This window comes from Micromonospora noduli (assembly GCF_003264365.1).
GTDB classification, from domain to species: domain Bacteria; phylum Actinomycetota; class Actinomycetes; order Mycobacteriales; family Micromonosporaceae; genus Micromonospora; species Micromonospora noduli.
Genome location: NZ_PYAK01000043.1, coordinates 1 through 11,930 on the forward strand (window position 1 = coordinate 1; position 11,930 = coordinate 11,930).

General features: G+C 71.6%; 13 protein-coding genes. 3 read left to right on the forward strand and 10 right to left on the reverse strand.

Going from position 1 to position 11,930, the window contains the following annotated elements; genetic code table 11:
* The 4 genes from GUI43_RS24815 to truB form a co-directional block, all read right to left on the reverse strand.
* On the reverse strand, positions 1–2,317 hold a 2,317-nt coding region (locus GUI43_RS24815; protein WP_112699906.1), incomplete at its 3' end, for a polyribonucleotide nucleotidyltransferase.
* Positions 2,318–2,544: 227 nt separating this feature from the next.
* Entirely contained in the window at positions 2,545–2,814 is a 270-nt protein-coding gene (rpsO, locus tag GUI43_RS24820) for a 30S ribosomal protein S15 (RefSeq protein WP_030337594.1), read from the reverse strand.
* A gap of 199 nt (positions 2,815–3,013) precedes the next feature.
* Positions 3,014–3,943 carry a bifunctional riboflavin kinase/FAD synthetase gene (locus GUI43_RS24825; RefSeq protein WP_112699907.1) on the reverse strand — a complete coding sequence of 310 codons (930 nt, stop codon included), beginning with the start codon at positions 3,941–3,943 and terminating at the stop codon, positions 3,014–3,016.
* A 75-nt stretch (positions 3,944–4,018) separates the two neighbouring features.
* Complete coding sequence (gene truB, locus GUI43_RS24830) at positions 4,019–4,903, reverse strand: tRNA pseudouridine(55) synthase TruB (protein ID WP_112699908.1); 885 nt, start codon at positions 4,901–4,903, stop codon at positions 4,019–4,021.
* A gap of 201 nt (positions 4,904–5,104) precedes the next feature.
* On the opposite strand from truB, the gene GUI43_RS24835 reads away from it, so the two are divergent.
* A complete protein-coding gene (locus GUI43_RS24835; RefSeq protein WP_112699909.1) occupies positions 5,105–5,407 on the forward strand; it encodes a hypothetical protein in 303 nt (100 codons plus the stop codon).
* Between the two features lie 10 nt (positions 5,408–5,417).
* Positions 5,418–6,416: a hypothetical protein gene (locus GUI43_RS24840; protein WP_112699910.1), complete on the forward strand. Its 999-nt coding sequence runs from the start codon at positions 5,418–5,420 to the stop codon at positions 6,414–6,416.
* Between the two features lie 22 nt (positions 6,417–6,438).
* On the opposite strand, the gene GUI43_RS24845 is transcribed toward GUI43_RS24840, so the two are convergent.
* Complete coding sequence (locus GUI43_RS24845; RefSeq protein ID WP_112699911.1) at positions 6,439–7,761, reverse strand: MATE family efflux transporter; 1,323 nt, start codon at positions 7,759–7,761, stop codon at positions 6,439–6,441.
* A 203-nt stretch (positions 7,762–7,964) separates the two neighbouring features.
* Here GUI43_RS24845 and GUI43_RS24850 point away from each other — a divergent pair, with 203 nt between their 5' ends.
* On the forward strand, positions 7,965–8,804 hold the full coding sequence (locus tag GUI43_RS24850; protein WP_112586553.1) for a hypothetical protein: 840 nt from the start codon (positions 7,965–7,967) through the stop codon (positions 8,802–8,804).
* Positions 8,805–9,249: 445 nt separating this feature from the next.
* Here the strand turns inward: GUI43_RS24850 and GUI43_RS24855 are convergent, their stop codons facing one another.
* The 5 genes from GUI43_RS24855 to GUI43_RS24875 all read right to left on the reverse strand — a co-directional run bounded on the left by GUI43_RS24855 (position 9,250) and on the right by GUI43_RS24875 (position 11,926).
* Complete coding sequence (locus tag GUI43_RS24855) at positions 9,250–9,459, reverse strand: DUF6186 family protein (protein ID WP_181518492.1); 210 nt, start codon at positions 9,457–9,459, stop codon at positions 9,250–9,252.
* Complete coding sequence (locus GUI43_RS24860) at positions 9,459–9,866, reverse strand: hypothetical protein (RefSeq protein WP_112586549.1); 408 nt, start codon at positions 9,864–9,866, stop codon at positions 9,459–9,461. Before GUI43_RS24860 ends, GUI43_RS24855 begins: the two co-directional genes overlap by 1 nt.
* Before the next feature lie 101 nt (positions 9,867–9,967).
* Complete coding sequence (locus GUI43_RS24865) at positions 9,968–11,017, reverse strand: DHH family phosphoesterase (RefSeq protein WP_112699912.1); 1,050 nt, start codon at positions 11,015–11,017, stop codon at positions 9,968–9,970.
* Complete coding sequence (gene rbfA, locus GUI43_RS24870) at positions 11,014–11,502, reverse strand: 30S ribosome-binding factor RbfA (RefSeq protein WP_112699913.1); 489 nt, start codon at positions 11,500–11,502, stop codon at positions 11,014–11,016. The genes GUI43_RS24865 and rbfA overlap by 4 nt, the downstream gene beginning before the upstream one ends.
* A 127-nt stretch (positions 11,503–11,629) precedes the next feature.
* Entirely contained in the window at positions 11,630–11,926 is a 297-nt protein-coding gene (locus GUI43_RS24875; protein ID WP_091400377.1) for a DUF503 domain-containing protein, read from the reverse strand.
* Positions 11,927–11,930: the final 4 nt, after the last annotated feature.

Consider the following 11,930-nt stretch of genomic DNA (forward strand, 5'->3'; position numbering starts at 1 on the left):
CGCCGCCGCGCTCCGGGCCACGCCCGCCACGGTCGCCGCCACGCTCGCGGTCGCCGCGGTCACGCGGAGCCCGGTCGCCCCGGTCCCGACCAGCCGGCCGGTCGCCAGCGGCGGCCTCACCGGCGGCCGGAGCCTCGGTGCCCTCCGGGCGGACCTTGTCGAGGTAGATCTTGCCGCGGGCGTCGATGTCAGCGATCTCGACCTCGACCCGGTCACCGACGTTGAGGAAGTCCTCAACACGCTCGACGCGCTTGCCGTCGCCCACCTTGGAGATGTGCAGCAGGCCGTCACGGCCCGGCAGGAGCGAGATGAACGCGCCGAACGCGGCGGTCTTGACCACAGTGCCGAGGAACCGCTCGCCCTGCTTCGGCAGCGTCGGGTTGGCGATGCCGTTGATCCGGTCGACGGCCGCCTGGGCCGACGGGCCGTTGGTGGCGCCGACGTAGATCGTGCCGTCGTCCTCGATGGAGATCTCGGCGCCGGTCTCGTCCTGGATCGCGTTGATGGTCTGCCCCTTCGGGCCGATCACCATGCCGATCTTGTCCACCGGGATCTTGACGGTGGTGACCCGCGGAGCGTAGTCGGACATCTCGGCCGGAGCCTCGATCGCCGCCTTCATGACCCCGAGGATGACCTGGCGGGCCTCGTTCGCCTGCTGCAGCGCGGCGGCCAGCACGTCCGACGGGATGCCGTTGAGCTTGGTGTCGAGCTGGAGCGCGGTGACGAACTCCGGCGTGCCGGCGACCTTGAAGTCCATGTCACCGAACGCGTCCTCGGCACCGAGGATGTCGGTCAGCGTCACGTACTGGGTCTTGCCGTCCACCTCGTCGGAGATGAGCCCCATCGCGATGCCGGCGACCGGCGCCTTCAGCGGGACACCCGCGGAGAGCAGACCCAGCGTCGAGGCGCAGACCGAACCCATCGAGGTGGAGCCGTTGGAGCCGAGCGCCTCCGACACCTGCCGGATGGCGTACGGGAACTCCTCGCGCGACGGCAGCACCGGGATCAGCGCGCGCTCGGCGAGGGCGCCGTGGCCGATCTCGCGACGCTTCGGCGAGCCGACCCGGCCGGTCTCACCGGTCGAGTACGGCGGGAAGTTGTAGTTGTGCATGTAGCGCTTGCGGTTCTCGGGGGACAGCGTGTCCACCATCTGCTCCATGCGGAGCATGTTCAGCGTGGTGACGCCCAGGATCTGGGTCTCGCCCCGCTCGAACAGCGCCGAACCGTGCACCCGGGGCAGCACGCCGACCTCGGCGGTCAGCGCCCGGATGTCGCGCGGGCCACGCCCGTCCATGCGGACCTGCTCGCGCAGCACGCGGTTGCGCACCTCGGACTTGGTCAGCGACCGGAAGGCAGCGCTGAGCTCCTTCTCCCGACCCTCGAACCGTGCGCCCAGCTCCTCGGCGACCCGGCCCTTGACCCGGTCCAGGGCCTCCTCGCGGTCGGCCTTGCCGGCGATGGTGATCGCCTCGGCCACGTCGCCGCGGGCCAGCTCGGAGACGGCGTCGTACACGTCGTCCTGGTAGTCCAGGAAGACCGGGAACTCGGTGACCGGCTTGGCGGCAACCTCGGCCAGCTCGCTCTGCGCGCGGCACAGCTCACGGATCGCCGGCTTCGCGGCCTCCAGACCGCTGGCGACGACCTCCTCGGTCGGGGCGGTGGCACCGGCCGAGATGAGGGCGACGGCGTTCGGGGTGGCCTCGGCCTCGACCATCATGATCGCGACGTCGCCGTCCTCGAGCGTGCGGCCGGCCACGACCATGTCGAAGGTGGCGCGAGCCAGCTCCTCCAGGGTCGGGAAGGCGACCCACTGGCCGTCGATGTGGGCGACGCGGGTCGCCCCGATCGGGCCGGAGAACGGCAGGCCGGAGAGCTTGGTCGACATCGAGGCGGCGTTGATCGCCACGACGTCGTACGGGTGCTGCGGGTCGAGCGCGAGGATGGTCTCGACGACCTGGACCTCGTTGCGCAGGCCCTTGACGAAGGACGGGCGCAGCGGCCGGTCGATCAGCCGGCAGGTGAGGATCGCGTCCTCGCTGGGCCGACCCTCACGGCGGAAGAACGAGCCGGGGATGCGGCCCGCGGCGTACATCCGCTCCTCGACGTCGACGGTCAGCGGGAAGAAGTCGAACTGCTCCTTCGGGTGCTTACCGGCGGTCGTGGCGGAGAGAACGACCGTCTCGCCCAGCTGGGCGATGACGGAACCGGCGGCCTGGCGAGCCAGCCGACCGGTGGAGAAGGTGATCTCGCGGGTGCCGAAGGACCCGTTGTCGATCACGGCGGTGCGGGATTCGGTGCCGAGTTTGGTCTCGGTCATGTGCTGTCGTGCTCCTTCGCGTCGTGGGCCCACGACATCGGGGAGCTGCTCAGCCGGCCGGTCTTCGATCGAAGCGCCCGGGTGGCCGGCATGATGCCGGAGTTCCCGGGGGCCACTACCGGAGACCGGTACGCTGACCGGCTCCCTCTCGGGTGGTCGCGCGGCCCGTGTTTCTTCAGGTGGGACGCGGTACGGGGGAGCGGCCGTCCGGCCACTCCCCCGTCACGTCACCGGCGCAGACCGAGCCGCTCGATGAGCGACCGGTAGCGGGCAATGTCCTTCTTCTGGACGTAGTTGAGCAACCGACGGCGCCGGCCGACCAGCAGCAGCAGCCCACGGCGGCTGTGGTGGTCGTGCTTGTGCACCTTCAGGTGCTCGGTCAGCTCGGCGATCCGCTTGGTGAGGACCGCAACCTGGACCTCCGGCGAACCGGTGTCGCCCTCGGCGGTCGCGTACTCCGCGCGGATGCTGGCCTTGGCTTCCTGATCGAGCGCCATGTTCTCCCTGTTTCGATGGGTTGATCAAGTGGGTGTCCGTCGTCCCGATGGACCGGGAACGGACCGGTACCTCGCACCCGCGGCGTCGAGCAGGCACGCGAGGCCCCACGCCGGTCACCCGACGTCCCGGCAAGACTACCAGCACTCGCCGGTAACACCCGGCGAAGGGCCTCGGTGGCGGCCCGTCACCCCACCACGATCAGGCCAGTACGCGCCGGGTGCGCTCGACGTCCTGATTCATCTGGGCGATCAACGGCTCGATCGAGTCGTACCGGATCTGACCACGCAGGTGCGCCACGAAGTCCAGCGCCAGCCGCTCGCCGTACAGGTCGCCGGAGAAGTCCAGAGCGTACGCCTCCACCCGCCGCTCCCGGCCGGAGAAGGTCGGGTTGGTGCCCACTGACACCGCCGCCAGCAGCGGCTCGTGCTGACCGCGGCGGATCAGCCGGGCCGCGTAGACGCCGTCGGCGGGCACCGCCGCGTACCGGTGGCAGAGCAGGTTGGCGGTGGGGAAGCCCAGTTCCCGGCCCCGCTGGTCGCCGCGGACCACGACGCCTTCCACCCGGTGTGGGCGGCCCAGCGCGGCGGCCGCGGCGCCCACGTCACCCGCGTCGACGCAGGACCTGATGTACGTGGAGGAGAAGACGGTGCCGTCCTCGGCGACCAGCGGGCCGCCCTCCACGCCGAAGCCGAACGTCTGACCCAGCCGTTCCAACAACGCCACGTCGCCCGCGGCCCGGTGCCCGAAGCGGAAGTTGCTGCCGACCACCACCAACGCCGCGTGCAGGTGCTCGACAAGGACGTCGTGCACGAACTGCTCGGCCGGCACCCGGGAGAACTCCGGGGTGAACGGCACCACGCAGAGCACGTCCACGCCCAGCGCCTCGATCAGCTCGGCCTTACGGGCCGGCTCGGTGAGCACCGCCGGGTGCGAACCGGGGCGGACCACCTCGGCCGGGTGCGGGTCGAAGGTGACCACCACCGACTGCACACCCAACTCGCGGGCCCGGGCCACCGCGTGCCCGATCGTCGCCTGGTGCCCCTTGTGCACGCCGTCGAAGACGCCGATGGTGACCACCGAGCGTCCCCACCCGCCGGGCGCCGCGTCGTAGCCCCGCCACCGCTGCATGCCGTTCCTCTCTGCTGTCCCGCCGGCGGCGGGTCGACACCGCCGGCTGCGGGCCGGCGGACCTGCGCTGCGCTGTCAGGCCGGTGCGAGCACGATCTCCGCGCGGGCCCGCCCGTCCCGCTCGCTGACGATAGCGATCAGGCCGCCGGTCGGCCCGAAGACGGCGTACGGCCCGGTGAGGCCGGCCGGGTCCAGTGGCCCACCGTGGGCGAGCACCCGGGCCTCGTCCGGCGTGGCCTCCCGGCGCGCGAAGAACCGGTCGGCCGCCGCGTCCAGTGGCAGGTTCACCACGTCCGGGGCGCGCTGCTCCAACTCGTCGAGCGTCGCCGCCTCGGCGAGGGTGAAGCCACCCACAGCGGTACGCCGCAGCGCCGTGAGGTGCCCGCCGACGCCGAGCGCCAGGCCGGCGTCCCGGGCGATGGCCCTGATGTACGTGCCGGAGGAGCAGGTCACGTCCACGTCCACGTCGACCACGTCCGGCTCGCTGCGACGGATCGCCAGCACCTCCAACCGGGAGATGGTGACCCGCCGCGCCGGCAGCTCGACGCTCTCCCCGTCGCGGACCCGCTTGTACGCCCGCTGCCCGTCGATCTTGATGGCGCTGACGGCGCTCGGCACCTGGTCGACCTCGCCGCTCAGCCCGGCCAGCGTCGACCGGATCGCGTCGTCGGTGACCTGCCCGGCCGGCAGGGTGGCGGTCACGTCGCCCTCGGCGTCGTCGGTGACCGTGGTCTGGCCGAGCCGGATGGTGCCGGTGTAGCTCTTGCCCGCGCCGATCACGTAGGTCAGCAGCCGGGTGGCCCGGCCGACACCGATCACCAGCACGCCGGTCGCCATCGGGTCGAGGGTGCCGCCGTGCCCGACCCGTCGGGTCTTCGCCAGTCGGCGGATGCGCGCCACCACGTCGTGCGACGTCATGCCGCCGGGCTTGTCGACCACGATCAGACCATCGGTGCTCACGTCGGCCAAGCCTGCCAGATGCCCCCCACTGCGCAGTGCGTGGGCAGGCCCGGCGTGACCCCAGCCTCCGCTCACGCGGTCTGGGCCGGTTCGTCGCGACGAGGCGTCCATCCGGCGGAAGGTCGAGTGGGGCAGCCGACCGACCGTCATGGATGCGAAGATCATCCGCCCGATGCCGTCGCCAAGGGACCAGGACCGCCGATGACCTCCGACCGACCTCCCGGCCACGAGCACCGCGCTCGCGTCGACCTACCGCAGTGGATGCGGCAGCCGACGCCGAAGCGGCGAACGCCGGCACGATATGTCGACGAGCTGATCGAGGGTTGGCCGGCGCTTCGGGCCGCCCGCCGGGCGGTGTGGCACTGGCGCGGCCGGAGCAGATGGAGCGAGTCGCATCCGCACCTCGTCGCCGTGCTGTCGTTCGTCGTGGCAGTCGTCCTCGGGACCGCGTTGGTGACCGGCACCTACTACCTGCTCGCGCTGGCCACCAGCGGCGAATACTGACGGAGGAACCATGGAGAGCACCACACCGACGGACCCGGTCGACCCACCAACGCCGCCCGCCGCGGTGGCGCAGGTCAACCCGGTGCAGCTACCGGACTGGCTGCGGGCACCGCAGACCGAGCACCAGCCCACCGGGTGGGACCGGGTCCGCTTCTTCTCGGCCCGGCACAACGGGGCGCTACTGCTCGGCTTCGGCCTGGTGCTGACCGTGCTGATGGTCGTCGGCGGGGTGGTGTTGGTCGGTCGAGTTACCGATGGTGTCTCCGCATCCGCCTCGGCGAGCCCCACGGCGAGCCCCACCCCGCCGGTGAGCAGGGTCGGCGAGCCACGCGACCTGTTTGCCGGGTCGCCAGCGGCCTCCTTCGCGCCGGGTGAGGAGGCCGTGCGGATGCCGGCGGCCAAGGCCACCGGGCCGTTCACAGCGACCCAGGTGCGGACCGCACTGGAGTCGGTACGCAAGGCGTTGATCAAGAGCCGGCTCGACACCTCGATGTTCATGGGTGATCCCGAGCCGTTCCTGGCGCTGCTCGCCCCGGACGCCCGCGAGCGGCTCCGGCCGGACTTCACCACCAATAGCTTCCTTCGATACGCGACCCGGATGGCGTCGCCGTCACAGTGGCAGCCCGGCGCGCGAGCCGCCGGCCGGATCAGTTACCGGGCCACCACCGAGGAGAAGGGGATCCGACTGTTGGAGGTTTCCACGGAGTTCGTGTGGGCGTACCCGTTCAACGTGGACCCGCGGGCCCCCGCCGGAGCCGCTGTGGTGGCACTCCGCGACCGGGTGGTCTGGCAGGTGCCGCACCCGGACGACGTGCAGGCGTCCTCCAAAGGTCTGTGGCTCGGTTCAGCGGAGGCCATCACCTGGAACGCGGACTGCGCTCAGCTGCGGGACGGCTGGGTCCGCGAGCAGTACTGGTTGGCAGCCCTGCACGGGAAGCGGATACCCGCTGGCGATCCCGGCACCATCTTCGACCTTGGCGCGCCCGCGCCGACCACCATGCGCTGCTGACCGGCGGGCACCGGCGACCCGGTCAGCGGACCGCGCCGGTCACCGCCCACCTGCCGTTGCGCAGTCGCAGCAGCAGGGCGACCAGCCGGATCACCACGAACACTGTGAGCCCGGCCCAGATGCCGCCCAGCCCGAGGTCGAGCGCGTATGCCAGCCAGATGGCCGGCAGGAAGCCGCCGAGCGCCGCCACGATGGTGAGATTGCGCAGGTAACGCACGTCGCCGGCGCCGATCAGCACGCCATCGAGGGCGAAGACCACCCCGGCCAGCGGAAGCATGACGACGAACCACGGCCAGGCCACCATGGCCTGCTCGCGTACTCCCTGATCGGAGCTGAACCACGACGGCACCACGCCCGCGCCGGCGGCGACGAGCAGCGCGAAGCCCACGCCGCAGACGCCGCCGAGCAGCCCGACCCGGCGGGCGAGCGCCCGCGCACCCGCGTCGTCGCCGGCGCCGAGCGCGGCACCGACCAGGGACTGCGCGGCGATGGCGAGGGCGTCGAGCACCAGGGCGGTGAAGAACCAGAGTTGCAGGGCGATCTGGTGGGCACCGACGGCGGCGGCACCGAAGCGGGCGGCGACGGCGGTCGCGGACAGGAAGCTGGCCTGGAACGCCAGCCCACGGATCAGCAGGTCGCGGCTGAGCACCAGTTGTTGGCGGATCACACGAGGTTGGGGTCGCAGCGACACCCGCTCACCGATCAGGGCGGCGGCGAAGAGCACCCCGCAGAGCGTCTGCGCGACGACGTTGGCCACTGCCGAGCCGACCAGACCCAGCCCGCCGGGGTAGACCAGCAGCGGACAGAGCAGCGCGGAGAGCAGGTTGGGGCCGAGCACGAAGTACAGGGGGCGGCGAGTGTCCTGCACGCCGCGCAGCCAGCCGTTGCCGGCGGCGGCGAGGAGCAGGCCGGGAGCGCCGAGGGCCGCGATCCGCAACCACTGGGCGGCGGCGTCGGCGACTTCGCCACCACCACCGGCGAGGGTACGCGCGAGCGCGCCGCCGCCGACCTGCATGCCGATCGCGATCAGCAGACCGACGCCGAACGCCAACCAGGACGACTGGACGCCCTCGGCGACAGCGGCGGCCCGGTCACCGGCGCCGAAGCGGCGGGCGGCGCGGCCGGTGGTGCCGTAGGCGACCACGGTGCCCACCCAGGCGGTGAGCGTCATGACCGTGCCTCCGACGGCGAGCGCGGCGAGTGGCACCCGGCCGAGGTGACCGACCACGGCGGTGTCGACCAGCACGTAGAGCGGCTCGGCGGCGAGCACCACGAGGGCCGGCAGTGCGAGCGCGGCGATCCGCCGGGGCGAGGCGGGTCGGTGAGCGGTGGTGGCGTGGTTCATCGCCGCCGATCCTGGCATGGCCACGGTAAGGAGCACAAGGCCACTGGTAACTTACGAACCCACACTCGACCGGCTCGGCGGACGTCACCGGGGATCGAGGCCCTGCTGCGCTCCGTGTCGCCGGCATCCCGGTTTGCGGCGCTCACTACCCTGTCCGAGGCTCCCACGCGGGGGGCATCACGACAGCGATAGGCCTTATTACAGTGAGCGACAGTTACCCTCCGCCCGACCCGAACGTCACCCCCTGGAGCGGCCCGCCGGCCCCGCAGCAGGGCGGCTACCCGCCGTACGGACAGCCACCACCCCAGCCGTACTACGGCACACCACCGCCACCGGCGCCGGACAGGTCGAACAAGGGCCTGATCATCGGGCTGGTCGCCGGCGCGGTGGTCGTCATACTCGCCATCTGCGGCGCGGGAATCGGCCTCCTGCTCGCCTACGATGACGACGAGCCCGCACGGGGCACGTCCTCCACCCCCACGCTGGGCACCGGCAGCACGCCGGGCGCGGGGACCGTCCCCACGCCGGGGCAGGCGGACCCACCGAACAACAACTCGATGACCGCCCGATACTCCAGCGACCTGGCGAACGTCTGCGAAGGCAGCCCGATCCTGAACGCGGCGCCCTACAGCGGCCCGGCCGGCGCCAAGGCGTACACGTTCTCGAACAACCCCGACCGGCCGACGTCCTGGTCGTCGACGTACGTCCCCTCGGACAAGTCCTACTACGCCAAGGGCGCGGACTACCAGAAGGTGTCGGTGGTCGGCTGCCTGAAGTTCGACGAGGGCAGCCAGGGCGCCCCGAAGAAGTGTCAGTACAAGGACAAGGCGGAGAAGAAGGTCACCATCGACTACGTCTCGTCGCGCTACACCCTGACCTTCTACTCGGCCAGGACCGCCGAGAAGATCGGCGACGGCGGCACCGTGACCGCCCCGACGAACAGGTGCCCGAGTTTCATCTCGTACGACAAGACCACCATGAGGGCGTACGCGACGCCGGACTCCGGCACCATCGAGGCGGCCCTGGACACGTTCCTGTCCTGAACGACTCGACCCCCAGTGGCGGCCGGACGGTCACGCCGTCGGCGCGGCGCGTCGGCGGCGTCACCACCAGTCGAGACGAGTCACTGACGGGTGTCCATCGACGTCTGCAGCGCGCGGCGGGCCTGCTCGCGGGCGTCGTCGGTGGTGGTCTCGGGCTTGGGCTTGTTCGGCATGGTGGCGCTCCCCTTCCCAGGGCGTGAGCCGCCGACACGCGGCGGCCCTCACGGGCGGTCCTGCTGAGCGCCCCACGGCGGTCCGGGGTTACCGGAGCAGCCGACTGGGCAGCGTGAGCCCGGGTCGATCCGACCCTGGAGGGAGGCGGCACGGGGTGTGGCACCACCGCCCATGACCTGCACCGCTACGCGGCACCGGCCTTCTCCCAAGTTATCGTTCAGGTCCACATACTGCTTACGGTTCCCGCCATTTGGACGGTCGGCAGCCCGGCTCAGCGAGCCAGGAAGTGCCAGCCCAGCCACCACCAGAACCCGAACAGACCGATCCGGCCCACCGGCACCGGACCGACCTCGTAGCGCATCACATAGGCACAGACCTCGCCCAGGGTGGGGATCCGTGACCCCTCCCGCCGGGCCAACCACTCGACCACCGCGAAGAGGATCAGCGCGGCGAGGAAGCCGCCGATCGCGAGCGCGCGCATCATCGCCGCACCAGCCCCCAGAAGGCTGCCAACCAGGCGAACCAGACCGCTGACCGGGTCAGTTGATCCTCCAGGAGAGGATCGGCCAACCGGGAGAAGGTGGGAAAGTCATCGCCGGCAGCCAGCACGAAGGTCACGCCCTCGAAGACCCCGAAGACCACCACCGGCACCGCCCACCAGACCGCCCCCGTGCCCAGCCGGCGCGGCGCCGGCCGACGGGGCACCCGGTTGCTCAGACCGAGCCAGATCAGCACCCCACCCGTCCCGAGGGTGAACAGATTCGCCTCGGTGGAGAAGGACGCGAACCGGCCACCGACGAGCGACAGGCAGACGAGGACCGGAACGGAGACGGCGGGCCGGTCCCAGGCGCGGGGGGCCTCCACGGTGAGGTCGTGCGGCTGCTCCATCCCGCAATTCTTCCCGGTATCACGGAACGCGGGAAGACCAACACTCCCCGGAGCTGACCCTGATCTTCCGGACCGACGGATCGATGGCGGCCGAAGGCTCGTCAGCCGATGAGCGCCGCGTCCAGCTGACCGCGGATCGACTCGACCACCTGCTCGGCGGTGCCCCGACCGGTGAACCCGGCCGCGAACGTGTGCCCACCACCGCCCAGCGCCACCGCGACCCGACTGACGTCCACCGCGCCCTTGCTGCGCATCGACACCGCCCACTCGGCAGGCCTGGTCTGCTTCACCACACAGCTCACATCCGCCTCGGCGGTGCAGCGCACGGAGTCGATCAGCGCCTCCAGCACGTACGGCCGCTGGTCGTGCCGGGCCAGGTCATCGAGGGTGGCGAAGGTCCAGACCAGGCCGCGACCTCCGGCGGCGGCCGGCTCCAGTCGAGCCCGGCCGAGCACCTCACCGAAGAGGCGGACCGCGCCGAAGGGCCGGGTGTCGAAGACCCGCCGGGAGATGTCACCCGGCGAGATGCCGGTCGCCAGCAATCGCGCGGCCATCTGGTGCACCGCCGGAGTGGTCGCCTCGAACCGGAACGAGCCGGTGTCAGTGGTCAGCGCCACGTAGAGGCACTCGGCGATGGCCGGATCCACCACCACCCCGAGCCGGGCCAACAGTTGTTCGGCCACGACCGACGTGGCCGCCGCACCCGCGTCGACCAGGTTGACAGTGCCGAAACCGGGGTTGGAGGCGTGGTGGTCGAGCACCAGCGCCGCACCCGCCGACGACAACCGCCCGGCCAACTCGCCGAGACGCGACTCGCTCGCCGCGTCGAAGCAGATCACCAGATCGGGCGCCGGGTCGGCGGCGTCCGCCGGGACCAGCAGGTCCAGCCCGGGCAGCCCCCGGAGCGGCTCCGGCAGCTCCGGCGGCCCGGGAAAGGTCGCCTGCACGTCGCGTACGCCGAACTGCCGCAGGCCCAGGCCGAAGCCGAGCATGCTGCCCAGCGCGTCGCCGTCCGGATTGATGTGGCAGATCAGCAGCACCCGGGCGGTCGGCGGGAGAGCCCGCACCAACGCCTCGGCCGCGGCCCAGTCCGCCTCGGCGGGGCCGAGCCCGGCTGCCCCGGCGGACGGGGCGCTTGCGGTGCTGGTCACCGAGTTTCCCCACCCCGCGGGGTCTCCTTGACGTCGGTGGCCTCGTCGGCCTCGTCCGTCTCGTCCTCGTCGTCCACCCGGTACGGCTGGGCCTCGCCCGCGTACTTCGCCTGGGCGGCGAGCCGCTGCACCTCGGCGTCGGCGTTGCGGGCGGCGGCGAGCAGGTCGTCGATGTGCTTGACCTGGTCCTGCACGTCGTCGAGGACGAACGTGAGGGTCGGCGAGTGGCGCAGCCCGAGGGCCTTGCCGACAGTGCTGCGCAGCAGCCCCTTGGCGCTCTCCAGCGCCGCCGCGGTGTCCGCCTGGGCCACCGAGTCACCGAGCACTGTGTAGAAGACCGTCGCGTCACGCAGGTCAGCGGTAATCCGGGCATCGGTGATGGTGATCATCCCGAGCCGCGGGTCCTTGATCTGGCTCCGCACCACCGACGCGACCAGCTCACGCACCCGTTCCGCGTGCCGGCGTACCTTGGCCGGATCAGACATCTCGCCACCTCCACGGCGTCCTGCTTCCGGCCGACCCGGCGGCCCGCAGGCCGCCGGCCGACCGGCCAACATCTCGAACATTACCTTCGGGGCCGCTCCGGTCGCCCGGCACAGCCCGGCACCATGGTCAGTCGTCGTCCACGCCGTAGAGCCGGCGTCGAACCGACAGCAACTCGACCTCGGGGCGATTGGCCACCAGGCGCTCACAGGAGTCGAGCACCTCGCGGACGTGCGCCGTCTCGGCGGCCACCACGGCCACCGCCAGCTGCGCTCGACCATGCAGGTCGAGCGCACCCACCTCGGCGGCCGACACCTCGAAGCGGCGCAGCGCCGCCACGATCGGCCGTACATATGATCTCTTGGCTTTGAGCGACCGTGAGTCGCCCGGCAGCAGCAGGTCGAAGACCGCGGTTCCGGTGAACATCGCC

Bases quoted from the DNA above. Each gene is read 5' to 3' on its own strand.
- GUI43_RS24875 (WP_091400377.1), bottom strand. From the start codon at position 11,926: ATGTTCACCGGAACCGCGGTCTTCGACCTGCTGCTGCCGGGCGACTCA.
- GUI43_RS24835 (WP_112699909.1), top strand. From the start codon at position 5,105: ATGACCTCCGACCGACCTCCCGGCCACGAGCACCGCGCTCGCGTCGAC.
- GUI43_RS24840 (WP_112699910.1), top strand. From the start codon at position 5,418: ATGGAGAGCACCACACCGACGGACCCGGTCGACCCACCAACGCCGCCC.
- GUI43_RS24845 (WP_112699911.1), bottom strand. From the start codon at position 7,761: ATGAACCACGCCACCACCGCTCACCGACCCGCCTCGCCCCGGCGGATC.
- GUI43_RS24855 (WP_181518492.1), bottom strand. From the start codon at position 9,459: ATGCGCGCGCTCGCGATCGGCGGCTTCCTCGCCGCGCTGATCCTCTTC.
- GUI43_RS24825 (WP_112699907.1), bottom strand. From the start codon at position 3,943: ATGCAGCGGTGGCGGGGCTACGACGCGGCGCCCGGCGGGTGGGGACGC.
- rbfA (WP_112699913.1), bottom strand. From the start codon at position 11,502: ATGTCTGATCCGGCCAAGGTACGCCGGCACGCGGAACGGGTGCGTGAG.
- rpsO (WP_030337594.1), bottom strand. From the start codon at position 2,814: ATGGCGCTCGATCAGGAAGCCAAGGCCAGCATCCGCGCGGAGTACGCG.
- GUI43_RS24860 (WP_112586549.1), bottom strand. From the start codon at position 9,866: ATGGAGCAGCCGCACGACCTCACCGTGGAGGCCCCCCGCGCCTGGGAC.